At 74.9% G+C, this 23,634-nt stretch carries 23 protein-coding genes and 2 tRNA genes; 6 read left to right on the forward strand and 19 right to left on the reverse strand.

Features of this window, described 5'->3' with window-relative positions:
• The 8 genes from HNR08_RS01790 to leuC all read right to left on the reverse strand — a co-directional run bounded on the left by HNR08_RS01790 (position 1) and on the right by leuC (position 9,044).
• On the reverse strand, positions 1 to 990 hold the full coding sequence (locus HNR08_RS01790; RefSeq protein ID WP_146836114.1) for a LacI family DNA-binding transcriptional regulator: 990 nt from the start codon (positions 988 to 990) through the stop codon (positions 1 to 3).
• A complete protein-coding gene (locus tag HNR08_RS21405) occupies positions 981 to 2,012 on the reverse strand; it encodes a glycoside hydrolase family 43 protein (protein ID WP_222596007.1) in 1,032 nt (343 codons plus the stop codon). The genes HNR08_RS01790 and HNR08_RS21405 overlap by 10 nt, the downstream gene beginning before the upstream one ends.
• Entirely contained in the window at positions 2,009 to 2,845 is an 837-nt protein-coding gene (locus tag HNR08_RS01800; RefSeq protein ID WP_246803015.1) for a carbohydrate ABC transporter permease, read from the reverse strand. The genes HNR08_RS21405 and HNR08_RS01800 overlap by 4 nt, the downstream gene beginning before the upstream one ends.
• Positions 2,842 to 3,801 carry a carbohydrate ABC transporter permease gene (locus HNR08_RS01805; RefSeq protein WP_146836112.1) on the reverse strand — a complete coding sequence of 320 codons (960 nt, stop codon included), beginning with the start codon at positions 3,799 to 3,801 and terminating at the stop codon, positions 2,842 to 2,844. The genes HNR08_RS01800 and HNR08_RS01805 overlap by 4 nt, the downstream gene beginning before the upstream one ends.
• Positions 3,798 to 5,147, reverse strand: a complete 1,350-nt coding sequence (locus HNR08_RS01810; RefSeq protein WP_221286294.1) for an ABC transporter substrate-binding protein — start codon at positions 5,145 to 5,147, stop codon at positions 3,798 to 3,800. Before HNR08_RS01810 ends, HNR08_RS01805 begins: the two co-directional genes overlap by 4 nt.
• A gap of 274 nt (positions 5,148 to 5,421) precedes the next feature.
• Positions 5,422 to 6,738: a UDP-N-acetylglucosamine 1-carboxyvinyltransferase gene (gene murA / locus HNR08_RS01815; RefSeq protein ID WP_146836110.1), complete on the reverse strand. Its 1,317-nt coding sequence runs from the start codon at positions 6,736 to 6,738 to the stop codon at positions 5,422 to 5,424.
• 136 nt (positions 6,739 to 6,874) lie between these two features.
• The gene (gene leuD / locus HNR08_RS01820) at positions 6,875 to 7,540 is read right to left on the reverse strand and encodes a 3-isopropylmalate dehydratase small subunit (RefSeq protein ID WP_146836108.1); all 666 of its coding nucleotides are present in this window, start codon (positions 7,538 to 7,540) and stop codon (positions 6,875 to 6,877) included.
• Positions 7,541 to 7,592: 52 nt separating this feature from the next.
• Complete coding sequence (leuC, locus tag HNR08_RS01825; RefSeq protein ID WP_146836105.1) at positions 7,593 to 9,044, reverse strand: 3-isopropylmalate dehydratase large subunit; 1,452 nt, start codon at positions 9,042 to 9,044, stop codon at positions 7,593 to 7,595.
• A gap of 95 nt (positions 9,045 to 9,139) precedes the next feature.
• Here leuC and HNR08_RS01830 point away from each other — a divergent pair, with 95 nt between their 5' ends.
• Positions 9,140 to 9,859, forward strand: coding sequence for an IclR family transcriptional regulator (locus HNR08_RS01830; RefSeq protein ID WP_146836102.1), 720 nt, complete (start codon positions 9,140 to 9,142; stop codon positions 9,857 to 9,859).
• A 177-nt stretch (positions 9,860 to 10,036) separates the two neighbouring features.
• On the opposite strand, the gene HNR08_RS01835 is transcribed toward HNR08_RS01830, so the two are convergent.
• A tRNA-Glu gene (locus tag HNR08_RS01835) sits at positions 10,037 to 10,109 on the reverse strand.
• A gap of 102 nt (positions 10,110 to 10,211) precedes the next feature.
• Positions 10,212 to 10,283 (reverse strand) — tRNA-Gln (locus tag HNR08_RS01840).
• 301 nt (positions 10,284 to 10,584) lie between these two features.
• On the opposite strand from HNR08_RS01840, the gene HNR08_RS01845 reads away from it, so the two are divergent.
• On the forward strand, positions 10,585 to 11,382 hold the full coding sequence (locus tag HNR08_RS01845) for a class I SAM-dependent methyltransferase (RefSeq protein ID WP_146836099.1): 798 nt from the start codon (positions 10,585 to 10,587) through the stop codon (positions 11,380 to 11,382).
• Between the two features lie 28 nt (positions 11,383 to 11,410).
• Here HNR08_RS01845 and HNR08_RS01850 read toward each other — a convergent pair whose 3' ends face one another.
• Genes HNR08_RS01850 through HNR08_RS01865 form a run of 4 tightly spaced genes read right to left on the reverse strand, consistent with a single transcriptional unit; the run spans position 11,411 to position 15,316 of the window.
• The gene (locus HNR08_RS01850; RefSeq protein ID WP_146836096.1) at positions 11,411 to 12,145 is read right to left on the reverse strand and encodes an HAD family hydrolase; all 735 of its coding nucleotides are present in this window, start codon (positions 12,143 to 12,145) and stop codon (positions 11,411 to 11,413) included.
• A complete protein-coding gene (gene gltX / locus HNR08_RS01855) occupies positions 12,142 to 13,647 on the reverse strand; it encodes a glutamate--tRNA ligase (protein ID WP_146836095.1) in 1,506 nt (501 codons plus the stop codon). Before gltX ends, HNR08_RS01850 begins: the two co-directional genes overlap by 4 nt.
• A gap of 38 nt (positions 13,648 to 13,685) precedes the next feature.
• Positions 13,686 to 14,468: a fumarylacetoacetate hydrolase family protein gene (locus HNR08_RS01860; protein WP_146836092.1), complete on the reverse strand. Its 783-nt coding sequence runs from the start codon at positions 14,466 to 14,468 to the stop codon at positions 13,686 to 13,688.
• Between the two features lie 26 nt (positions 14,469 to 14,494).
• The gene (locus tag HNR08_RS01865; protein WP_146836089.1) at positions 14,495 to 15,316 is read right to left on the reverse strand and encodes a methyltransferase domain-containing protein; all 822 of its coding nucleotides are present in this window, start codon (positions 15,314 to 15,316) and stop codon (positions 14,495 to 14,497) included.
• A 106-nt stretch (positions 15,317 to 15,422) separates the two neighbouring features.
• On the opposite strand from HNR08_RS01865, the gene HNR08_RS01870 reads away from it, so the two are divergent.
• Positions 15,423 to 16,493 (forward strand): acyltransferase family protein, encoded by a 1,071-nt coding sequence (locus HNR08_RS01870; protein ID WP_146836086.1) that lies wholly within the window; start codon positions 15,423 to 15,425, stop codon positions 16,491 to 16,493.
• 20 nt (positions 16,494 to 16,513) lie between these two features.
• On the opposite strand, the gene HNR08_RS01875 is transcribed toward HNR08_RS01870, so the two are convergent.
• The 5 genes from HNR08_RS01875 to HNR08_RS22540 form a co-directional block, all read right to left on the reverse strand.
• On the reverse strand, positions 16,514 to 17,176 hold the full coding sequence (locus HNR08_RS01875; protein WP_146836083.1) for a pyridoxine/pyridoxamine 5'-phosphate oxidase: 663 nt from the start codon (positions 17,174 to 17,176) through the stop codon (positions 16,514 to 16,516).
• Positions 17,177 to 17,253: 77 nt separating this feature from the next.
• Positions 17,254 to 17,715: a PTS sugar transporter subunit IIA gene (locus HNR08_RS01880; protein WP_146836080.1), complete on the reverse strand. Its 462-nt coding sequence runs from the start codon at positions 17,713 to 17,715 to the stop codon at positions 17,254 to 17,256.
• Positions 17,715 to 17,948 (reverse strand): PTS sugar transporter subunit IIB, encoded by a 234-nt coding sequence (locus HNR08_RS01885; protein WP_146836077.1) that lies wholly within the window; start codon positions 17,946 to 17,948, stop codon positions 17,715 to 17,717. The genes HNR08_RS01880 and HNR08_RS01885 overlap by 1 nt, the downstream gene beginning before the upstream one ends.
• A 70-nt stretch (positions 17,949 to 18,018) precedes the next feature.
• Positions 18,019 to 18,264 carry a PTS sugar transporter subunit IIB gene (locus HNR08_RS01890; protein ID WP_146836075.1) on the reverse strand — a complete coding sequence of 82 codons (246 nt, stop codon included), beginning with the start codon at positions 18,262 to 18,264 and terminating at the stop codon, positions 18,019 to 18,021.
• A gap of 17 nt (positions 18,265 to 18,281) precedes the next feature.
• A complete protein-coding gene (locus HNR08_RS22540; RefSeq protein ID WP_146836072.1) occupies positions 18,282 to 19,085 on the reverse strand; it encodes a GntR family transcriptional regulator in 804 nt (267 codons plus the stop codon).
• 233 nt (positions 19,086 to 19,318) lie between these two features.
• On the opposite strand from HNR08_RS22540, the gene HNR08_RS01900 reads away from it, so the two are divergent.
• The 3 genes from HNR08_RS01900 to HNR08_RS01910 all read left to right on the forward strand — a co-directional run bounded on the left by HNR08_RS01900 (position 19,319) and on the right by HNR08_RS01910 (position 23,625).
• Positions 19,319 to 20,782 (forward strand): PTS transporter subunit EIIC, encoded by a 1,464-nt coding sequence (locus HNR08_RS01900; protein ID WP_146836070.1) that lies wholly within the window; start codon positions 19,319 to 19,321, stop codon positions 20,780 to 20,782.
• Positions 20,779 to 22,455, forward strand: coding sequence for a phosphoenolpyruvate--protein phosphotransferase (ptsP, locus tag HNR08_RS01905; protein ID WP_276509356.1), 1,677 nt, complete (start codon positions 20,779 to 20,781; stop codon positions 22,453 to 22,455). Before HNR08_RS01900 ends, ptsP begins: the two co-directional genes overlap by 4 nt.
• Before the next feature lie 150 nt (positions 22,456 to 22,605).
• Complete coding sequence (locus HNR08_RS01910) at positions 22,606 to 23,625, forward strand: LacI family DNA-binding transcriptional regulator (protein ID WP_168432336.1); 1,020 nt, start codon at positions 22,606 to 22,608, stop codon at positions 23,623 to 23,625.
• The last annotated feature ends 9 nt before the right edge of the window (positions 23,626 to 23,634 follow it).

Here is a 23,634-nt window from a genome sequence, read left to right on the forward strand (position 1 = left end):
TCACGCCGTGCTGGACCGCACCTCCACCCGGAACGGCACCTCGACCAGCGCCGGCGGCACGGTGCGGTTCTCGACCCGCCGCACCAGCAGCCGCACCGCCTCGCGTGCCAGCAGCGGCAGGTCCGGCGCGACCGTGGTGAGCCCCGCGTACCGGGACTCCTCGATGTCGTCGAACCCGGCCACCGCGACGTCCCCCGGGACCGCCAGCCCCGCCTGCCGCAGGGTGTGCATCGCCCCGAGCGCGAGGAGGTCGTTGAAGCACAGCACCGCGTCCGGCCGGGCACCGGCGGCGAGCAGCTCCCGGACCGCGCGCTCGCCGTCGGCGCGCCGGTAGGCCTTGACCCGCGCGACGAGCGAGGAGTCCGGGACCAGGTCGGCGGCGAGCAGCGCCTGCACGTGCCCGAGCCAGCGCTCGCCGCCGGTGCTGCCGCCGTCCTGGCGCCCGACGACCGCGATGCGCCGCCGCCCGGTCGCCAGGAGGTGCTCGGTGAGCTCCCGGGCGGCGCGCACGCTGTCCATCCCGACGTGGTCGGCCCGGACCGCGTACCGGTGCTCGCCGAGCATGACCAGGGGCGTCTCCCCGATCCGCTCGACGACCACCTCCTGCGGGGTGACGAGCGGGGACAGGATGACCCCGTCGACCAGCCGGGAGGTCAGGTCCACGAGCGCGACCCGCTCCCCCTCGACGTCCCCGAGGGTCTCCTCGATGACGAGCACCCGGCCGTGCTCCTTGGCCGCGCGCCCCGCCTCCGACGCGAGCGCCGCGAAGTACGGCGACGTCAGCTCCGGGACCGCGAGCGCGAGGATGCCGGACCGGCCGTGGCGCAGGCTGCGGGCGCTCTGGTTGGGCCGGTACCCGAGCGCGTCGATGGCGTCCTGCACCCGGCCGCGGGTGGCCTCCGTGACGTGCGGGTGGCCGTTGATGACGTTCGACACCGTCTTGAACGACACCCCCGCCCGCGCCGCGACGTCCCGGAGGGTCACTCGCACGGCAGCCGGTCCACCGTCGCCGCGGGCCCGTCGAGCACGGGCGCACCACCGGAGAACCGCAGCGGCGTCAGCCACAGCTGCCGGCCCGGGACGGCCGAGCCCACCGCGTCGGGCGGCCACGCGTGGTGCGCGTACCAGAGCCCGCCGTCGGTGGCGACGACGCTGCCGTGCCCCGGCCCCGCCGCCTCGGGCGTGCTCCGCATCAGCGGTTCGGCCTGCGGCTTCGTGTACGGCCCGGTGACGGCGTCGGCGACCGCGTAGCCGACGCCGTACTGGTCCGAGCCGTAGTCGTTCGCGGAGTACAGCAGGACGTACCGGCCGTCGTGCCGCAGCAGGGTCGGCCCCTCGACGAGCGGGCCCTCCCAGTCCTGGTCGTGCGTGAGGAGATCCACGGGCTCGCCCACCAGCCCCGTCCCGTCCTCGGTGAGCCGCTGCACCCGGATCCAGGACCGGACCCCGATGTGGTTGCCGTCGTTCTTCCACAGCAGGTACGGCGTGCCGTCGTCGTCCACGAACGGGGACGCGTCGATGGACCCGCCCTCGGCGTGCTCGCAGATCAGCGGCGCGGCGGAGTCGTCGACGAACGGTCCCGTGGGCGCGTCCGCGACGGCCACGCCGATGCACTGGTCCTGCGTCTCGCGCTCCATCGCGGTGTAGTACGCGAGGTACCGGTCGCCGAGCCGGAGCACCTCGGGCGCCCAGTGCCGGCCGGCGCCCGTCCAGGCGGCGAGCACGGGCATGGCGTCCCCCGCCACCTCCCACGTGACCAGGTCGGCCGAGCGCAGGACCGGCATCGTGCCGAACCGGCCCTGCGTGCCGTAGGCGTACCAGGAGTCGCCGTCGCGCAGGACGAACGGGTCGGGCAGGTTACCGTCCCAGACGGGGTTGGTGAAGGCCACGGTCTGCTCCTCTGCGGTGGCGGGGCTGGTCGGGTCGGGGTCGGGGGCGCCGGCGCCGCAGCCGGCCAGCAGGGTGAGCGCGGCGATGGCGGCGAGGGCGGCGGCTGCGCGGGCGGCCCTCATCCCTTCAGCCCGCTCCGGGCGACGCCCTCGATGACGAACCGCTGCGTGAACACGAACAGCACGATCACCGGGACCGACGCCACGACGGCGCCCGCCATGATCGACGGGAAGTCCGTGACGTACGCGCCCTGCAGCAGCTTCAGCCCGGCCGGCAGCGTGAGCCGCTCGGGGCTGAACAGCACGTACACCGGCCAGATGTAGTCGTTCCAGTTGCCGAGGAACGCCAGCACCGCGAGCGTCGCGAGCGCCGGCCGGGTGTTCGGCAGCACGACCTGCGTGAACACCCGCCACTGGTTCGCGCCGTCCAGCGCCGCCGCCTCCTCCAGCTCCGCGGGCAGCCCCACGAAGAACTGCCGGAGGAAGAACACCCCGAACGCGCCGGCCGCGCCCGGGACGACCAGCGCCCAGAGCGAGTCCGTCCAGCCGAGCGCGTCGATCGTCAGGTAGTTCGGCATGAGGAACACGAACGCGGGCAGGAACAGCGTCGAGACGACGACCCCGAACACCAGCCCGCGCCCGCGGAACCGCATGCGGGCCAGCGCGAACGCCGCCGTGGACGCGACCACGAGGACGAGCGCGGTGTGCAGGGTGCCCGCGACCAGCGAGTTGAGGAACCAGCGCAGCACCGGGTACTGCCCGTCGAGGCTCAGCAGCCGGTCGTACGCGGACAGGTCCACGTCCTGCGGCCACGGCGTCGGCGGGGACGCGGTGGCCTCCCCGTAGGACTTCACCGAGGTCAGCAGCATCCAGGCCAGCGGCCCGATGAAGGTCACGGCGAGCACGAGCAGCAGGGCCCAGGTGACGAGCGGCCCGAGGCCGCGCCGGGCCCTCACGAGGCCCTCCGCGCGCGCCGGCGCGGACCCCGCTCGCGCAGGGCGACGAAGTTCACGATCGACACGACGCCGAGCCCGATGGAGAGCAGGTAGCCCATGGCCGCGGCAGCGCCCATCTTGTACTGCCCGAGGCCGGTCTCGAGGATCACCATGAGCGCCGTCTTCGTGGACGTCCCGGGCCCGCCGTTGGTCATGAGGTCGGCCTGCCCGAACATGTTCGCCGACGCCAGCACGGTCATCGTCAGCACGAAGGCGAGCACCGGCCGCAGCCCCGGCAGGGTGACGTGCCGGAACCGCTGGCGCGCCGACGCCCCGTCGACCTTCGCGGCGTCGTACAGCTCGGCCGGGACGTCCTGCAGCCCGGCGAGGTAGATGATCATGTTGAAGCCGAGCGTCCACCACACCGTGACGCCGACCAGCGACACCCAGGCCCAGGGCTGCGCGGTCAGCCAGGGCACCGGGTCCCCTGCGCCGAGCGCGTGCAGCAGCCGGTCCAGCCGGGTGACCTGCAGCAGGTGGTTGAGGATGCCGAGGTTCGGGTCGAGCACGAACCGGAACAGCACGCCCACCACGGCGACGCCCAGCACGTACGGCAGGAACACCACCGCGCGCAGGAACGTCCGCCCGGGGAACCGCCGGTTCAGCGCCATGGCGAGGAGCAGCGGCAGCGAGATCAGCACCGGCACGGACGCCAGCACGAAGATCCCGGTCGCGGACATGCCGTTCCAGAACTTCTCGAACACCACGCTCGTGGAGTCGAACAGGTCGGCGTAGTTGCCGAGCCCGACGAACGGCTTGCTCGGCATGAGGAAGTCCCAGTCGTGCAGCGACATCCACAGCCCGCGGACCGCGGGGAAGACCACGAAGGTGCCGAAGATCGCGAGGAACGGGGCCAGGAACGCGTAGGGGGTCCACCACGCGCCGCGGCGCAGCGGCCGGCGGGGACGCGTGCTCATGCGCCGTAGCGGTCGCGGTTGTCGGCCAGCACCTTGTCGGCGCGGGCCGCGGCGTCGGCGAGCGCGGTCGCCGGGTCCTTCGTCAGCAGCACGGCCTCGTTCAGCGCCGTGTACAGCTCGCCGACGGCGTCGCCGATGCCGGGGATCGAGGGCACGAACCGCAGGTCCTCGGCCTGCTCCGCGATCGCCGACTGCGGGGCCAGCGCCGCGAAGTCGGCGGAGTCCCGGGCCGAGAGCCGCGCCGGCACCTGGCCGCCGACGGCCCAGGCGGCGGACTGCTGCGACACCCAGTTGATGAACGTCCGGGCGGCCTCGAGCTGGTCGTCGCTGGTCCCCCGCTGCTTCGTCAGCACGAAGTTGTGCGACCCGGCCCACGCCGCGTCCACGCTGCCGATGCGCGGCAGGCGCCGCACGTCCCACTCGAGCCCGCTGATCTGGTCGAGGGTGTTGATCGACCAGATGCCGTTCCAGTTGAACGCCGCCTGGCCGTTCTGCAGCGCGATGAGGTCGGCGTCCTGCCCGACGTCGCGGGCGCTCCAGCCCTTGTGCACCGCGTCGACCATCCAGGACAGCGCCTCGACGCCCTCGTCCCGGGCCCAGGCCGCGGTGGCGCCCTCGGAGTCGAACAGGTCGCCGCCGAACTGCCAGATGAGCGACTGCAGCGTCTGCCCGCCGGTGAACGTGTGCGGGCTCATCCAGTGCCCGGCCACGCCGGTGCCGAGCAGGGTGTCGAGGGCCGCCTCGTACGCCGCCCGGTCCATCGGCGGCGCGGCCGGGTCGAGCCCCGCACCGGCCAGCACGGCGGTGTTGAAGAAGAACCCGAGCGGGTGCACGTCGAGCGGGATGCCGTACCGGGCGTCGCCGTAGATCCCGGCGTCCCACACCGTGCGGATGAAGTCGTCCGACGTCAGCCCGAGCTCGTCGGCCACGTCGTCCAGGGGCAGCAGCAGGCCGCGGGCCGCGGAGGTCGGCAGCGAGTCGAGGTGCTGGATCGCCACGTGCGGGCCCTGGCCGGACGTCAGCGCCGCGGGCAGCTTGGCGTGGTAGTCCGCCCACTCCATCGTGGTCATCTTCACGGTGATCGTCTCGTGCTCGGCGTTGAACCGGTCGACGAGGTCCTGCATCACCGGGCCGTCGCCGCCGGTGAAGCCGTTCCAGAACGCGAGGTCGACCTTCCCGCCCGCGTAGGTCGCGCCGCCGCCGCCGGTGGACGACGTGGGGCTGCCGCCGGCGCACGCGGCGAGCGTCGCGGCAGCGCCGAGCGCGCCGATGCCGGCGAGGAAGTTCCGCCGGGAGGGCCCCGGGCGGTGCGGCGTGCGATCAGAGGTCGGCAGGGTCTGGCTCACTTCGGGCTCCTTCGCCGTCGGGAGGCCAGGTGAGCGGCGGCTGTTCGCCACCCGGCAGGGGTGCAGCGGATCTGCTGCTACTTATGTGTAGCGCCTCGCTTCCTCCGTTGTAAAGCCGGCACGCCCCGAGCCGCGCCGAGTGGAGCGTTCGGACGCGACACGCCGGGCGTGTCGCGTCGCAACCCTCCACTCGGCGCCGGGAACCGGCCCCGGGAACGACGGCGCCCGCCCGGCGGGGAGGCCGGGCGGGCGTCGGGGGCGTGCGGGCGGGGCGTCAGTCGCGGTCGAACTCCGCGCCCAGCGCGACGAGCTTCTCGGTGAACCGCTCGTACCCGCGGTCGATCAGGCTGATCCCCCGCACCTGCGAGGTGCCCTTGGCGGCCAGGGCCGCGATGAGGTGGCTGAACCCGCCGCGCAGGTCCGGCACCTCGATGTCGGCGGCGGCGAGCGGCGTCGGGCCGCTGATCACGGCGGAGTGCGAGAAGTTCCGCTGCCCGAACCGGCACGGCCGCCCGCCGAGGCACTCCTTGTAGACCTGGATGGTGGCGCCCATGCCGCGCAGCGCGTCGGTGAACCCGAAGCGGTTCTCGTACACCGTCTCGTGCACGATCGACAGCCCGGTGGCCTGGGTCAGGGCCACGACCAGCGGCTGCTGCCAGTCCGTCATGAACCCCGGGTGCACGTCGGTCTCGAGGACGATCGAGCGCAGCTCGCCGCCCGGGTGCGAGAACCGGATGCCCTCGTCGTCGATCGCGAACTCGCCGCCGACCTTGCGGAACGTGTTGAGGAAGGTCGTCATCTCCGGCTGGGTGGCCCCGCGCACGACGATGTCGCCGCCCGTGGCCAGCGCGGCGGACGCCCACGACGCGGCCTCGATCCGGTCCGCCAGCGCGGTGTGCTGGTACCCGACGAGCCGGTCGACGCCCTCGATCCGGATGACCCGGTCGGTGTCGACGGAGATGATCGCGCCCATCTTCTGCAGGACGTTGATCAGGTCCATGATCTCGGGCTCGATGGCCGCGTTCGCCAGCTCGGTGATGCCCTCGGCGCGGACGGCCGTGAGCAGCAGCTGCTCGGTGGCGCCGACGCTCGGGTACGGCAGGGCGATCTTCGTGCCCTGCAGGCGGCGCGGCGCCCGGATGTGGATGCCGCCCGCGCGCTTGTCCACCACCGCGCCGAACTGCCGCAGGATGTCCAGGTGGTAGTTGATCGGCCGGTCGCCGATCCGGCAGCCGCCCAGGTCCGGGATGAACGCCTCGCCGAGGCGGTGCAGCAGCGGGCCGCAGAACAGGATCGGGATGCGGCTCGAGCCCGCGTGCGCGTCGATGTCGGCGACGTGCGCGGACTCCACGTCGGTCGGGTCGAGGCGGAGCGTGCCCGCCTCGGCGTCGGCGTCCACCCGCACCCCGTGCAGCTCGAGCAGGCCGGTCACGACGCCGACGTCGCGGATCTGCGGGACGTTCCGCAGCTCGCTCGGCGTCTCGCCCAGGAGGCTGGCCACCATCGCCTTGGAGACGAAGTTCTTCGCCCCGCGGACGGTGATCTCGCCCTGCAGCGGCGTGCCGCCGTGGACGTAGAGGAGGTCGGTCATGGCGTCCATGGTGACGCACCGCCCGGGGTGCACGCGCACACCGCGCCCGCGCCGCGGACAGCGCGCGCCAAACCTCCACACACCGGACGCCCGGGCCCCGCACAGCGCTGCGGGTCCCGGGCGTCGGCAGGTGACGTCAGAGGCCGGGGCGGCGCCCCAGGGACAGCTCGACCGGGCGGGCGGCCCGGATCTCCACCGGCGGCAGGTGCTTGGCCGGCAGGGTCTTCGGCCGCCAGGCGTCGCGGGACGCCTCGAAGGCCGTGATCTCGTCCTCGTGCTGCAGGGTCAGGCCGATGTCGTCCAGGCCCTCCATGAGGCGCCAGCGCGTGTAGTCGTCGATCTGGAACGGCACCACGACGTCGTCGCAGGTGACCGTCCGGGACTCGAGGTCCACGGTCACCTCGGTGCCGGGACGGGTCTCGAGGATCTTCCAGATGAGCTCGATGTCCTCCTGCGCGAGCTGCGCGGCCACGAGGCCCTGCTTGCCCGAGTTGCCGCGGAAGATGTCGGCGAACCGGGACGCCAGGACGGCCTTGAAGCCGTAGTCCTTGAGCGCCCACACGGCGTGCTCGCGCGACGAGCCGGTGCCGAAGTCGGGGCCGGCGACCAGCACCGAGCCGGCCTTGTAGGCGTCCTGGTTGAGCAGGAACTCCGGGTCGTTCCGCCACGCCGCGAACAGCGCGTCCTCGAAGCCCGTGCGGGTCACGCGCTTGAGGTAGACGGCCGGGATGATCTGGTCGGTGTCGACGTTGCTGCGCCGCAGCGGGACGCCGACGCCGGTGTGCTGGGTGAACTTCTCCATGAGGGTGTCTCGTTCCTGGGGGTGCGTGCGGGGGCGGACGGACGGTGCCGGCTCAGGCCGGCTGGAGGTCCAGCGGCGAGCCGTCCGGCACCGGGACGTCCGGGCCGAGGTCGGAGACCGACGAGAGCGTGCCACGGATCGCCGTGGCCGCGGCCACGAGCGGCGACACCAGGTGCGTGCGGCCGCCCTTGCCCTGCCGGCCCTCGAAGTTCCGGTTCGACGTCGACGCCGACCGCTCCCCCGGCGCGAGCTGGTCGGGGTTCATACCGAGGCACATCGAGCACCCGGCGTTGCGCCACTCGGCACCGAAGTCCAGGAAGATCCGGTCCAGGCCCTCGGCCTCGGCCTGCAGCCGGACGCGCGCGGAGGACGGCACGACCAGGACGCGCACCGACTCGGCCTTCTTCTGGCCCTGGAGCAGCTTGGCGGCCGCGCGCAGGTCCTCGATCCGGCCGTTGGTGCACGAGCCGATGAAGACCGTGTCCACCGCGATCTCGCGCAGCGGCTGCCCCGGGGTCAGGCCCATGTACTCGATGGCCCGCTCGGCGGCGACGCGCTCGTTGGCGTCCGCGATCTCCTCCGGGACCGGGACCGCGCCCGACAGCGGCAGGCCCTGGCCCGGGTTGGTGCCCCAGGTGACGAACGGCTCGAGCTCGGCGGCCTCGATGACCACCTCGGCGTCGAACGTCGCGTCGTCGTCCGTGCGCAGCGTCGACCAGTAGGCCACCGCGGCGTCCCAGTCGGCGCCCTCCGGGGCGTGCGGGCGGCCCTTCAGGTAGTCGAACGTCGTCTGGTCGGGGGCGATCATGCCCGCGCGGGCGCCGGCCTCGATCGACATGTTGCAGATCGTCATCCGGCCCTCCATCGACAGGCTCCGGATGGCCTCGCCGCGGTACTCCAGGACGTAGCCCTGGCCGCCGCCGGTCCCGATCTTGGCGATGACGGCGAGGATGATGTCCTTCGCGGTGGCCCCGAGCGGCAGCGCGCCGTTCACGGTGATCGCCATCGTCTTGAACGGCGCGAGCGGCAGCGTCTGGGTGGCGAGCACGTGCTCCACCTCGGAGGTGCCGATGCCGAACGCCAGCGCGCCGAACGCGCCGTGCGTGGACGTGTGCGAGTCGCCGCAGACGACCGTCAGGCCGGGCATCGTCAGGCCGAGCTGCGGGCCGACCTGGTGCACGATGCCCTGGTCCGCGTCGCCCAGGGAGTGCAGCCGGACGCCGAACTCCTTCGCGTTGTTCCGCAGCGTGTCGATCTGCGTGCGCGACGTGGCGTCGGCGATCGGCAGGTCGATGTCGAGCGTCGGGGTGTTGTGGTCCTCGGTGGCGAGGGTGAGGTCCGGGCGGCGGACCTTCCGGCCGGCGAGCCGCAGGCCCTCGAAGGCCTGCGGGCTGGTGACCTCGTGCACCAGGTGCAGGTCGATGTAGAGCAGGTCGGGCGCGCCGTCGGTGCCGCGCCGCACGATGTGGTTCTCCCACACCTTCTCCGCCAGTGTGCCGGCCATGTGCCGTCCTCTCGTCCGCCCGGGCGGGGGGCCGCCGCGGGTCCGTTCTCCGTGTCGCACTTGCGTCTCAGCCTTCGAGACGCCAATATCGACCTATGGACAACTCTAGCGGAGTCGGCGTACTCGACAAGGCCGCCTCGGTCCTCAACGCCCTGGAGGCCGGGCCCGCGACCCTCGCGCAGCTGGTCAACGCCACCCATCTTGCCCGCCCGACGGCCCACCGTCTGGCCGTCGCGCTCGAGCACCACCGCCTGGTGGGGCGCGACATGCAGGGCCGGTTCGTCCTGGGGCCGCGGCTGACGGAGCTCGCGAGCGCCGCCGGCGAGGACCGCCTGCTCGCCGCCGCGGGCCCCGTGCTCGCGGCCCTGCGCGACCACACCGGGGAGAGCGCGCAGCTCTACCGCCGGCAGGGCGACCAGCGCATCTGCGTCGCCGCCGCCGAGCGCCCCATCGGCCTGCGCGACTCGATCCCCGTGGGCGCGACGCTCACCATGTCGGCCGGGTCGGCGGCGCAGATCCTGCTCGCGTGGGAGGAGCCCGACCGGCTGCACCGCGGCCTCCAGGGCGCGAAGTTCACCGCGACGATCCTGTCCGGCGTCCGCCGCCGCGGCTGGGCGCAGTCGGTGTCCGAGCGCGAGGTCGGCGTCGCGTCCGTCAGCGCCCCCGTGCGTGGCCAGTCCGGCCGGGTGGTGGCGGCGGTCTCGATCTCGGGCCCCGTCGAGCGCCTGTCCCGGCAGCCGGGCCGCCTGCACGCGGCCGCGGTCGTCTCGGCGGCCAACCGCCTGACGGAGGTCCTCCGCCGCACCGCGGAGTGACCCGCTCCCCGTCGCCCGGAACCTCGCGGGCCCGAGGTCGTCGGTCCCGCTCGAGGTCGTCGGTTGCGCGCCGGTGTGAATCGGGCGCAACCGACGACCTCGGCCGGACAATGCGGCGCTGCACAGTCCGGGGACAGCAGAAAGGCCGGTCACCTTCCGGTGACCGGCCTTTCGATGTACCCCCAAGGGGATTCGAACCCCTGTTACCGCCGTGAGAGGGCGGCGTCCTAGGCCACTAGACGATGGGGGCCTGGACGATCTCTCCCCTACCGGGGATCGACCGGGAACTACTGTACAGCATCCTGCTCGACTCCGTGAAATCCGCTCCGGGAGCATTTCCCACGGTGTCTTGCTGGGGTACCAGGACTCGAACCTAGACTAAGTGAACCAGAATCACTCGTGCTGCCAATTACACCATACCCCAATGGTCCGCCCCGGTTCCGCCCGGTCCCGCGACCCGAGGGCGCGACGCACGGGACGCCACGCAACGGGTGTGAGGACCGGCGCCAACCGGACGCCGTACCGACGGAGAACATTACCGGACACTCCGACCCCGACCAAACCGGCCGCTCGCAGCGCCTCCACGCCCCACGGCTGCGGACCTTCCCGCACCCCGTCGGTGGCACGAGCGGGTCCGCGCCCACCCGCCTGCCGCCGGGCTCCGGCCGTGCCTGCGCGGCCGGAGCCCGGCGGCGGGGCGCGAGCGGGGATGGCAGGCTCGTGGCGTGGACACCGGACGCTCCCCCGACACCGCGCCCGGGCAGCCGGAGGCCGCGCCGCACGCCGAGCGCGCCGCCTCGTTCGGGCCCGCCGCCGACCTCTACCACGCCACCCGCCCGACGTACCCCGACGAGGCCGTCGCGTGGTGCGTGCCCGCGACCGCCCGGGACGTCGTGGACCTCGCGGCCGGGACGGGCAAGCTGACCGAGCGGATCGTGGCCCAGGGCGTCCCCCGGCGGCACGTCACGGCCGTCGAGCCGTCCCCGGGCATGCGCGCCGCCCTCGCGGCCTCGCTCCCGGGCGTGACGGCGCTGGACGGCTCGGCGGAGGCCACCGGGCTGCCGACGGCGTCGGCGGACGCCGTGACCGTGGCCCAGGCGTGGCACTGGTTCGACGCCGCGCGCGTGCCCGCGGAGCTCGCGCGGGTGCTCCGGCCGGGCGGGGTGCTCGCGGTGCTCTGGAACGTGCGGGACACCGGGTCACCCGCGGCGGACTGGCTGGCCGCGTACGAGGAGATCATCCACCGCGGCGACCCGCTGGAGCCGCACGGCGAGGCGCCGGTGCTCGGCCCGGAGTTCGGCCCCGTGGAGCACCGGGCGTTCGCCTGGGCGGACGCCGTGCGCCCCGCGACGCTGCGGGACCTCGCGGGCTCGCGGTCGCACCTGCTGACCCTGCCGGCACCGCAGCGTGAGGCGATGCTCGCGGAGATCGACGAGCTCGCGGCCACGCACCCGGACCTGCGCGGCCGCGAGACGGTCCCGATGCCCTACCGGACGGACTGCTACCGCGCGACGCGCCTCTGACCGCGGGCGCCCCGCCCGCGCCGCGCCGTCAGACCCCCAGCACCGCCGGCAGCTCGTCCAGCGACGCGATGACCACGTCGGTCGGCACGGCCGCCAGCGCGTTCGCGCCCTTGGACCCCAGCCCCGGCCGCGCGAGCCACACGCCCCGCAGGCCCGCCGCGGTGGCGGCCCGGGCGTCGACGTCGAGCTCGTCGCCCACGTACGCGGTGCGCCCGGGCTCGGTGCCGAGCCGGCGGCAGGCCTCCGCGAACACCCGCGGGTCGGGCTTGCCGAACCCGAGGGTGTCGACGCCGACCAGCAGCGGCACGTCGGCGGCGAGACCGGCGCGGGTGAGCTTGCGCACCTGGTACTCGGTGGCGGCGTTGGTCAGGGCGCCGACCTTGATGCCGGCGTCCAGCAGGTGCCGGACCACCGCGGCCGCGTCGGCGTGCGCGGCCCACGCGCCGGTGAACCGCTCCTCGAACAGGGCGTTCCACCGGTCGTAGGCGTCGTCGTCGAGCGCGGGGCCGCCGAACGTGGCGTGCAGGTCGTTCGCTCGCGCCATGCGCTGGTCGCGGTAGGACACCTCGCCGCGGGTGTACCGGCGGTACCGGCCGCCCACGTCGGCCCGCCAGTGCGCGAGCACCTCGGCGTCGCGGGCGGGGTCGAGGTGGGGCAGCCAGGACCGCGCGACGGCCGCGAGCGCCTCCGCGAAGGCGCCGTGCGTGTCGACCAGGGTGTCGTCGACGTCGAACAGGACGCCGTCGACCGCGGGCCCCGTCACAGGGACGCGCGGAGCGCCGCGATCCGCGCGAGCGTCGAGGCCCGGCCCAGGATCTCGAGCGACTCGAACAGCGGCGGCGACACCCGCCGGCCGGAGACCGCCACCCGCAGGGGGGTGAACGCGAACCGCGGCTTGATGCCGAGCCCGTCGACCAGCGCCGCCTGCAGGGCGTCCTGCGTGGCCTGGGTGCTGAAGCCGTCCTCCGGCAGCACGGACAGCGCCTCGGTCGCGGCGTCGAGCACCTGGGCGGCGGTGTCCTTGAGCGCGCCGCGGGCGTCCTCCTCGACCACGAGCGCGTCGTCGGCCACGAACAGGAACCCGAGCATCCCGACGGCCTCGCCGAGCAGCGTGACGCGGGTCTGGATGAGCGGTGCCCCGGCGTCGAGCAGCGCGCGGTGCTCCGGCGCGAGGTCGGCGTACGAGTCGGCGGGCACCAGGCCGGCGCGGTGCAGGTACGGCACGAGCCGGTCGCGGAAGTCCTCCGGCGCGAGCAGGCGCACGTGCTCGGCGTTGATGGCCTCGGCCTTCTTGAGGTCGAACCGCGCCGGGTTGGGGTTCACGTCGGCGACGTCGAACGCCTCGACCAGCTCGGACACCGAGAAGATGTCGCGGTCCGGGCCGATCGACCAGCCGAGCAGCGCCAGGTAGTTGAGCAGCCCCTCGGGGGTGAACCCGCGCTCCCGGTGCAGGAACAGGTTGGACTCGGGGTCGCGCTTGGACAGCTTCTTGTTGCCCTCGCCCATGACGTACGGCAGGTGGCCGAACTGCGGCATGACGGTCGCGACGCCGAGCTCGAGCAGCGCCCGGTACAGCACGACCTGCCGCGGGGTGGACGACAGGAGGTCCTCGCCGCGCAGCACGTGCGTGATGCCCATGAGGGCGTCGTCGATCGGGTTGACCAGCGTGTACAGCGGGTGGCCGTTGCCGCGGACGACGACGTAGTCCGGCACGGACCCTGCCTTGAAGGTGACCTCGCCGCGCACCAGGTCGGTGAACGACACGTCCTCGTCGGGCATCCGCAGCCGCAGGACCGGCTCGCGGCCCTCGGCGCGGTAGGCGTCCTTCTGCTCCTCGGTGAGGTCCCGGTCGTAGCCGTCGTAGCCGAGCTTGGGGTCACGACCCGCGGCCCGGTGCCGCGCCTCGACCTCCTCCGGGGTGGTGAACGACTCGTACGCGTAGCCGCCCTCGAGCAGCCGGCGGGCGACGTCGCGGTACAGGTCCATGCGCTGCGACTGCCGGTACGGCTCGTGCGGGCCGCCGACCTCGACGCCCTCGTCCCAGTCCAGCCCGAGCCAGCGCAGCGCGTCCAGGAGCTGCTGGTACGACTCCTCGGAGTCGCGCGCCGGGTCGGTGTCCTCGATCCGGAACACGAACGTCCCGCCCACGTGCCGGGCGTACGCCCAGTTGAACAGGGCGGTCCGGATCAGGCCGACGTGCGGGGTCCCGGTCGGGGACGGGCAGAAACGGACGCGAACGGGGGCGGAGCCGGCAGGAGGGGTCACGGCCTCCACCCTAGCGAGCGCGCGCCCCGCCCCCGACCTCAGGAGCGGCGGAGCACCGGGTTGCGCAGCGTGCCGATCTCCTCGACCTCGACCTCCACGACGTCGCGCTCCTCGAGCAGGCCGACGCCGGCCGGGGTGCCGGTGAGGATGACGTCGCCGGGCAGCAGCGTCACGACCTCGGAGATGTACGAGATCAGCGCGGCGACGTCGAACACCATCTGCGACGTCCGGCCGTCCTGCTTCGGCTCGCCGTTGACGCGCGAGCGGACGGCGAGGTCCTCGACGTCCAGGCCGGGCACGATCCACGGGCCGATCGGGCAGGCCGAGTCGAAGCCCTTGGCGCGGACCCACTGGCCGTCGGTGCGCTGGGCGTCCCGGGCCGTGACGTCGTTCGCCACGGTGTAGCCGAACACCCGGCTGAGCGCGTGCTCCGGCGAGACGTCCTTGGTGACCTTGCCGATGACGACGGCGAGCTCGGCCTCGTACGAGACCTCCTCGGTCCAGTCGGGCAGCACGATCGGGTCGTCCGGGCCGACCACCGAGGTGTTCGGCTTGAGGAACAGCAGCGGCGCGGTGGGCACCTCGTTGCCCATCTCGGCGGCGTGGTCCACGTAGTTCCGGCCGACGCCGACGATCTTCGACCGCGGGATCACCGGGGCGAGCAGCCGGACGCCGTCGCCGAGCGGGATCCGCTCGCCGGTGGGCTGCACCGGGGTGTAGATCGGGTCGCCGCTGATGACGACGAGCTGCTCCTGACCGGGCTCGCCCTCCACGAGGGCGTAGCGGGGGTCGTCTCCGGTGGTGAACCTGGCGATGCGCACGGGCCCACCCTAACCGCGGGCCGGGCTCAGACCCGGGCGAGCACCTCGCCGTGCAGCACCGCGAACCAGCCGTCGGGCGCGGTGCCCCACTCGCGCCAGCCGGCGGCGAGCTGCTCCAGCCCGACCTCGTCGGCCAGCCCGTGCGCGACGGCCTGGCGCCCGAAGTCCGACTCCACGCAGCGGTCGGCCCACAGGTCGGCCCACCACGCACGGTCCTCGGCGGAGGCGTAGCACCAGACGCCGGCCGTGGCGACCAGCCCGTCCTCGTCGAACCCGGCGGCGAGCGCCCAGGAGTGCAGCCGCCGGCCGGCGTCCGCCTCGGCGCCGTTCGCCTGGGTGACCTCGTGGTACAGCGCGGACCACTCGTCCAGCGTGGGCGACGGCGGGTACCAGGTCATCCCGGAGTAGTCGGCGTCCCGGACCGCGACGACCCCGCCCGGCTTGGTGACCCGGCGGAGCTCGCGCAGCGCGGCCACCGGGTCGGCGAGGTGCTGCAGCACCTGGTGGGCGTGCGTGACGTCGAAGGTCCCGTCGGCGAAGGGCAGGGCGTAGGCGTCGGCGGCCTGGAAGGTGACCGACGTGGCGCCGGCCTGCGCGGCCTCCGCGCGGGCGAGATCGAGGACCGGCTCCGACCGGTCGACGCCGACCACCGCGCCGGGCGCGACGCGGGCGGCGAGGTCGACCGTGAGGTTGCCGGGGCCGCAGCCCACGTCGAGCAGGGACAGGCCCGGTCGCAGGGCGGGCAGCAGGTAGGCCGCCGAGTTCTCCGCGGTGCGCCACCGGTGGGAGCGCAGCACGCTGTCGTGGTGGCCGTGGGTGTAGACCTCGGCCGGGTGCGTGTCGGTCACCCGCCGACTCTAGGCGGGTGGACGGGGTGCGTTCCAGTGGGCGGTACGCGCCGTCCCACCCTGCGAGACACGACGGCGGCGTACGGCGCGCGCTAGCGTGACCCGCATGCAGCGGATCACCGGGGTGGACGTCGCCCGCGGCCTGGCGGTGCTCGGCATGATGACCGCCCACGTCGGCCCCGGCGGGCCGGAGGACCCCTGGCCGTGGTCGCTCGCCCAGGTGGTCGACGGCCGGTCGGCGGCGCTGTTCGTGCTGCTCTCGGGCGTGTCGGTCGCGCTGCTGTCCGGCGGCTCCCGCCCCGTCACCGGCACCCGGCGCGCGCAGGCCCGCACCCGGCTGCTCGTGCGCGCGTTCCTCGTGCTCGGCATCGGGGTGGCGGTCGAGCTGCTCGGCACGCCGGTCGCGGTGATCCTGCCGACGTACGCGGTGCTGTTCGCGTGCGCGGTCCCGCTGCTCGGCACCGACCCCCGCCGCCTGCTCGCCGGGGCGGCCGCCGTGGCCGCGCTGGGTCCGCTGGTGCACCACGAGCTCGGCCCGGTGCTCGAGCGGCTGCCCGGGCAGGCCTGGACCAACCTGCTGACCGGCCCGTTCTACCCCGCGGTCGTCTGGTTCGCCTACGTCCTCGTCGGCCTGGCGGTCGGGCGGATGGACCTGCGGGACACCCGCGTCCGCCTGCGGCTGCTCGGCGCGGGCGCGGGCCTGGCGGTGCTCGGCCACGGCGCCGCCGCGGCGCTCACCCGGGCGTTCGCGGGCGACCCGCTGCTGGCGGCGTTCGTGTCCACGGAGCCGCACTCGTCCAAGCCGCTCGAGGTCGTCGCCAACACCGGCGTGGGCCTCGCGGTCCTGGCCCTGTGCCTCCTGCTCGCCGACGCCCTGCCGCGCGTCGTCGCCCCGCTCGCCGCCACCGGCGCCCTGGCGCTCACCGCGTACGTCGGGCACCTCGTGGTGATCGCGGCGATCGGCCCCGAGGTCGTGTGGGAGCCGCTGGCGCAGAGCTGGCTGGCGTTCCTCGGCGTCACCGTGCTGCTCTGCTGGGCGTGGCGGGCCGCCTTCGGGCGCGGGCCCCTGGAGCGGCTGCTGCACGACCTGGCCGCGCGGGCGTCCGACGTCGCCCCGGACGCGCTGCCGCCGGCCCCGGCCCCGGCCCCGGCGCGCGAGGCCGCTCCCCCGGCCTGAGGCCGCGGCGACTCAGCGGCTCACGGCCAGCCGAGGTGCCGCGACCAGCGCCCGTCGGCGCGGCTGTACAGCACCCGCAGGTGCGCGCGGTCCGAGTCGCCCTGCCACAGCTCGACCTCGTGCGGCTCGACCGCCCACAGCTGCCAGGTCGGCACGACCAGCCGCGGGTCCCGGTCCACGCGCGCCCGGGCCTCGACCACGGCGCCGGCCATCTCGCCGACCGAGTGCAGGACCTCGCCGGGCCGGGAGGCCAGCGCGGCGGCGCGGGCGCTCGGCGAACGGCGCAGGAAGTCCGCGGCGCAGGTCTCGGCGTCGAGCAGCCGCGCGGCGCCGACGAGCCGGACCTGCCGGCCCAGCGGCTGCCAGTAGAACGTCAGCGCGGCCCGCGGGTTCGCCGCGAGGTCGAGCGCCTTGGCGGAGCGGGCGTCGGTGGCGAACACCCACGCGCCGTCCGCGAGGTCGGCGAGCAGCACCACGCGGGACGACGGCGTCCCGTCGGGAGCGACCGTGGCCAGGCCCATGGCGTGCGGCTCGGGGACGCCGGCGTCCATGGCGTCGGCGAACCACTCCTCGAACGCCTGCACCGGGTCGTTCGGCAGCGCGTACGGGTCGACCTCGGGCAGGTTCCCGGTGAGCGCGGGCAGCGCCCGCAGCCGGTCCCGGATGGACGCTCTGGGCAGCATCCGCCCAGTATCGACCCCGGTGGGGCGCCGGAACCAGGACGCGGGCCGGGACCCGCGGGCCCCGGCCCGGCCCGGGCTCAGGCCAGCTGCAGCAGCGGGTCCCCGGCGGCGACCTCCGTGCCCGGCTCGGCGAGCCGGGTCAGCGAGTCGGGCAGCGCCTCGAGGCCGATGACGGGGCAGATCGCCGACCGGCCGCCGCCCTCGACCGCGGCCGGGTCCCACTCGACGAGGAGCTGCCCCTGCGCGACGGCGTCGCCCTCGGCGACGTGCAGCACGAAGCCCTCGCCGCCGAGCTGGACCGTGTTGATCCCGAGGTGCACGAGCACGCCCCGGCCGCCCTCGGCGAGCAGCACGAACGCGTGCGGGTGCAGCTTCGCGACCGTGCCCGCGACCGGCGCGACCACCGCGCGCCCGGCCTGGGCGTCCGGCTGGATCGCGAGCCCCGGGCCCACGATCTCCCCGGAGAACACCGGGTCGTCGACGTCCGCGAGCGCCCGCACGGTGCCGGCGACCGGCGCCAGGACGGTCAGTGCCGCCATCAGCGCAGGTCCTCGATGTCCGAGGCGAGGGTGTCGGCCTCGGGGCCGACGATCACCTGCACGACGGTGCCGGACTGCACGACGGCGATCGCGCCGGCGGCCTTGAGGGCCGGCTCGCTGACCTTCGCCGCGTCCTCGACCTCGACGCGGAGCCGGGTGATGCACGGCTCCAGGTCGACGATGTTCGCGTCGCCGCCGAGTCCGGCGAGGATCTGCTCGGCCTTGCTGCTCATGGGTGGTCTCCTTCTGGTGGCTCGGTCGGTGGGGTTCAGGGGCGCCGGGGACGGCGCGGTCGGGGGCGCGTCACAGCAGGTCCTCGAGGTCGGACGCGAGGGTGTCGACGCTCGGGCCGATGACGACCTGGACGACGCGGCCGGACACCATGACCCCGAACGCACCCGCGGCGCGCAGGGCGGCGGGGTCCACGCGGCCCGGCTCCTTCACCAGGGACCGCAGCCGGGTGGTGCACGGCTCGATCTCGTCGATGTTGTCCACCCCGCCCAGGCCGGCGAGGATCGCCGCCGCCTGGCCGGTGTCCGCACGCGTCATCCGGTTCCTCCCGTCGGTCACTGGGCACCCACCTTCGCCGCGGCGTCCTCGGCGCGCACGCGGGGAACGAGGGCGGGGCCGGGCGCGCTGAGCGGCACCCACACGCTGTAGCGGTCGCCGCGGTAGCAGGCCCGCGAGTACATGCACGGCCCGTCGGCGGCGAACGTCCGCCGGGTCGCGCGCAGCACCGCGCGGGTGCCGCGCAGGTCGAGCAGCCGGGCCTCCTCGTCGGTGGCCTCGGACGCGGTGAGCGTCTCCTCGCCCCAGGACGGCTCGTAGCCGGCCTCGCGCAGCGCGTCGTACAGGCTGGGCGGCGGCCCGCCGGTGAACAGGTCCGGCGCGAGGGCGACCGGGACCCAGAGCTGCTCGATGCTGATCGGCGTGCCGTCGGCGTACCGGACGCGCCACAGGTGGTGCAGCGGGGCGTCGACGTCGGTGCCGAGCGCGTCGGCGGCCTCGCCGAACGCCGGCTCGGTGCGCGCGTCCAGCACCCGGGTGTCCGGCCGCATCCCGCGGCGGCGCATCTCCTCGCCGAACGTGGTCAGCCGCATCTCGAAGTCCATGCGCTGCGGCGCGACGAACGTGCCGCGGCCCTGCTCGCGCACGAGCACGCCCTCGCCGACGAGCGCGTCGACCGCCTGCCGCACCGTCATCCGGGACACGCCGAACCGCTCGCACAGCGCGCGCTCCGACGGGATCGCGTCGCCGACGTCCAGGGTCCGCTCGACGAGGTCGATGAGGTACGACCGCACGGCCTGGTACTTGTGGCCGGACCGGCCGGTGGCGGTCGGCGGGGCGGTCCGCGGCTGCTCTGCGTGCACGAGCTCACCCTCCCACCTCGGTCGACGTCGTCCGGACGCCTCGTGCCGGCGTGCGGTCGGGATGTGGTGCTTGACACATCTTCCGGTCTAGACCACTCTGACCGCAACTGGTCCAGACAACTTGCCGGACGGGGTGCCGCGGACGCAAGTCCCGGACCCCCTCCGCTCGCCAGGGTCCCCGCACCGCCGGTCCGCCGACGGGCCCCGCCCCACTCTTTCGACGAGGAGAGACCATGACCGCCACCACGGTCGACACCCCCAAGCGGGGCATCCCCGGCCTCGCGCAGCTCCAGCGCATCGGCCGCTCGCTGATGCTCCCGATCGCCTCCCTGCCCGCCGCGGCGCTGCTGCTGCGCCTCGGGCAGGCCGACATGCTCGGCGCCGAGGGCCTCGGCGCCCGCGCGGACTGGCTGCTCCCGGTCGCCGACGTGCTCGCCGCGGCCGGCAACGCGCTGCTCGGCAACCTCCCGCTGCTCTTCGCCCTCGGCGTCGCGGTCGGCTACGCCCGCAAGGCCGACGGCTCCACGGGCCTCGCCGCGCTGGTCGGCTACCTCGTGTTCAAGGGCGTCACCGACGCGCTGTCCCCGTACATCCTCGGCAAGCCCGCCGAGGTGGGGGCGCAGGGGGTCCTCGACTCGGCCGACCCAGCCGCCCTGGAGGCCGCCGCGAACGGCGACTACAACGCCCTGGTGCTCCATGCGGTCCAGCAGGGCATCGGGGCACCGAGCCAGGAGCTGATCAACTACGGCGTCCTCGGCGGCATCATCATCGGCCTCGTCGCCGCGCTGCTGTTCCAGAAGTACTACCGGATCAAGCTGCCCCCGTACCTGGCCTTCTTCGGCGGCCGCCGCTTCGTCCCGATCGTCACCGCCGGCGCCGCCGTGGTCATCGCCGTCGTCGCGTCGCTCATCTACCCCGCCTTCGACGCCGGGTTCACCGCGGTCGGCGACTGGGTCACCGGCTCCACCATCATCGGCGGCTTCGTCTTCGGCACCCTGAACCGCCTGCTGCTGCCGTTCGGCCTGCACCACCTGCTCAACTCGCTGCCGTGGTTCCAGTTCGGCGACTACACCGACGCCAGCGGCGACGTCTGGCACGGCGACATCGCGCGCTTCCTGCACGGCGACCCGACGGCCGGCACCTTCATGACGGGCTTCTTCCCGATCATGATGTTCGCGCTGCCGGCCGCCGCCCTGGCCATCGTGCACACCGCCAAGCCGAAGAACCGCAGGGTCATCGCGGGCATCATGGGCTCGGCCGCGCTGGTCGCGTTCGTCACCGGCGTCACCGAGCCGCTCGAGTTCGCGTTCGTGTACGTCGCCTACCCGCTCTACGCGATCCACGCGGTGCTCACCGGCACCTCGCTGGCCCTGGTCAACGCGCTCGACATCCGCAGCGGGTTCGGGTTCTCCGCGGGCGCCATCGACTACCTGCTGAACTTCCGGATCGCCTCGCAGCCGCTGCTCATCATCGTGATCGGCCTGGGCTACGCGGTCATCTACTACTTCCTGTTCCGGTTCATGATCCGGAAGTTCAACTTCAAGACGCCGGGCCGCGAGGACGACCCCGTGGCCGAGGGCCTGGCCGACGAGCCGGCCGCCGCCCCGGCGACCGTGGCCGCGGGCGCCGCACCGGCGGGCAGCGCCGACTCCCCCGCGCCCGACACCCCCCGCCGCACGGACGGGGGCACCGCGTGACCGTCGCCCTGCGCGGCGTCGGGGTCAGCCCCGGGACCGGGGCCGGCATGGTCGTGACCATGCCGGCCCCGGTCGCCGAGCCCCCGGCCGCCGGCCTGTCCCCCGCCGCCGACGTGGAGGCGGCGTGCGCCGCGGTCGAGGCCGCGACCGCGGGCGTCCAGGCGGACCTCACCGCCGCGGCCGCCGCGGCCACCGGCACCTCCGCGGAGGTGCTGACGGTCGCCGCGGCGATGGCCGCCGACCCGGCCCTGGGCGCCGACGCGGTGCGCCGGGTCCGCGCGGAGCGCCGCACCCCCGAGCGCGCCGTGTGGGAGGCCGCCGCGGTGGTCATCGACCAGCTCGCCGCCCTCGGCGGGTACATGGCCGAGCGGACCCGCGACGTCGCGGACATCCGGGACCGGGTCGTCGCACGGCTGACCGGCGTCCGCCCGCCCGGAGTCCCGGACCCGGGCCGCCCGTTCGTCCTGGTCGCGCACGACCTCGCGCCCGCCGACACCGCGACCCTCGACCCCGCGCGGGTCGTCGCGATCGTCACCGTGGGCGGCGGGCCGACCTCGCACACCGCGATCCTCGCCCGGTCCCTCGGCATCCCCGCCGTGGTCGCCGCGCCGGGCGCCGCGGGCCTCGCCGACGACGAGACCGTGGTGGTGGACGGCTCGTCCGGCACCGTGCTGCGGGAGCCCTCGGCCGACGACCTGGCCGCCGCCGAGCGCGCGCGGGCCCGCCGGGACCGGACGTTCAGCGGCCCGGGGCGCACCGCCGACGGGCACCGGGTGCAGCTGCTCGCCAACGTCGCCGACCCGTCCGGGGCGCGGGCCGCCGCGGACGCCGGGGCGGAGGGCGTGGGGCTGTTCCGCACGGAGTTCTGCTTCCTCGGCCGCACCGAGGAGCCGTCGGTCGCCGAGCAGGTGCAGGCCTACCGCACCGTGCTCGCGGCGTTCGCGGGCCGCAAGGTCGTCGTCCGCACGCTCGACGCGGGCGCCGACAAGCCGCTGCCGTTCGTCACCGCCGAGGGCGAGCCGAACCCCGCGCTCGGCGTCCGGGGGCTGCGCACGGCCGCCCGGCACCCGGAGGTGCTGGACCGCCAGCTCGACGCGATCGCGCAGGCCGCGGCCGCCGAGGACGCCGAGGTCTGGGTGATGGCGCCGATGGTGGCCACGCCCGACGAGGCGGCGGCGTTCGTCGCGCTCTGCGACCGGCACGGGCTGCCGCAGGCCGGGGTCATGGTCGAGGTGCCCGCCGCGGCGCTGTGCTCCGGGGCCGTGCTCGCGCACGCCCGGTTCGCCAGCCTCGGCACGAACGACCTCACCCAGTACGCCATGGCCGCCGACCGCGAGCTCGCCGACCTGGCCGCGCTGTCCACGCCGTGGCAGCCCGCCGTGCTCCAACTCGTCGCGGCGACCTGCCGCGGCGGCGCGGACCGGGACCGGCCCGTCGGCGTCTGCGGCGAGGCGGCGGCCGACCCGGCCCTCGCGCCCGTGCTCGTCGGGCTCGGGGTGTCGTCCCTGTCCATGACCCCGCGCGCGCTCGCGGACGTGGCCGCGGTGCTGGAGCGGGTGACGCTCGAGGAGTGCCGGGCCGCCGCGGCGCTCGCGGTCGGCGCGGCCACGGCGGACGCCGGCCGGGCGGCCGTCCGGGAGGCGCTGCCCGTGCTCGCCGAGCTGGGGCTGTAGCGGCACGGGGGGCGTGCGGCGCCCGGCCGGTGACCGGCGCCGCACGCCCCCTCGCCTGCGTAGACTCCGGCAGGACCCGGGCCGCCGCCCGGCGGTTCGCAGGGCCCCGAGGACGGGGCCGGGAGCGGGAGGACGAGGACCGTGGGCCGGGTGCGCATCGCCGACGTCGCGCAGCGCGCCGGCGTCTCGAAGGGCGCCGCCTCGTTCGCGCTGAACGGCCGGCCCGGGGTGTCCGCCGAGACCCGCGAGCGCGTGCTGCGCATCGCCGCGGACATGGGCTGGCGCCCGAACACCGCCGCCCGCGCCCTGGCCGGCGGGCGCTCCGACACGATCGGCCTCGTGCTCAACCGCCCGCCGCACGTGCGCGGCGTGGAGCCCCTGCTCCAGCACTACCTCGAGGGCATGCAGGACGAGCTCGTCGACCACGCGATCACCCTGAGCATGCAGGTGGTCTCCGGGCACGCCGCCGAGCTCGCGACGTACGAGCAGTGGTCGTCCGCGAACGGCGTGGACGGGCTCGTGGTCATCGACCTGCGGGTGGACGACGACCGCCCCGCGGCGCTCCAGGAGCTCGGGCTGCCCGCCGTCACGCTCGGGGACCCGCGGTACGCCGCCGGGCTGCCGACGGTGTGGACGGACGACGCAGCCGCCGCCCGCGAGCTCGTCGCCGCCCTGGTCGCGCTGGGGCACCGCCGCCTGGCCCGCGTCACCTCCGGGTCGCGGCTCGCGTACTCCCGGGTGCGCACCGACGCGCTCGCGGCCGCCGCCGCCGCCGCGGGCCTCGCGGAGCCGGAGGTGCTGCAGGCCGAGGGCCGGTCCGTCGCGGCCCCCGAGGCGACCCGGCGCCTGCTGGACCGGCCGGCGGTGGACCGCCCGACCGCGGTCGTCTACGAGAACGACCTGCAGGCGATGGCCGGCACCGGCGTCGCCGCCGAGCTCGGCCTGGACGTGCCCGGCGACGTGTCGGTGGTCGCGTGGGACTCCTCGGGGATCAGCCGGCTCACGCGGCCGACGCTGTCGGTGATGCGCCGCGACGCGCGGGCCGAGGCCGCCGGCGCGGTGCGGATGCTGCTCGAGCGGGTCGGGGGCGCCGCGGTCGAGGCGGTCCAGGCCCCGACCGCCCGGCTCGAGGTGCGCGGCAGCACGGGCCCCGCCCCCGCCGGCGGCTGACCGGCGGGG

Source organism: Cellulomonas hominis (assembly GCF_014201095.1).
Classification (GTDB): Bacteria; Actinomycetota; Actinomycetes; order Actinomycetales; family Cellulomonadaceae; genus Cellulomonas; species Cellulomonas hominis.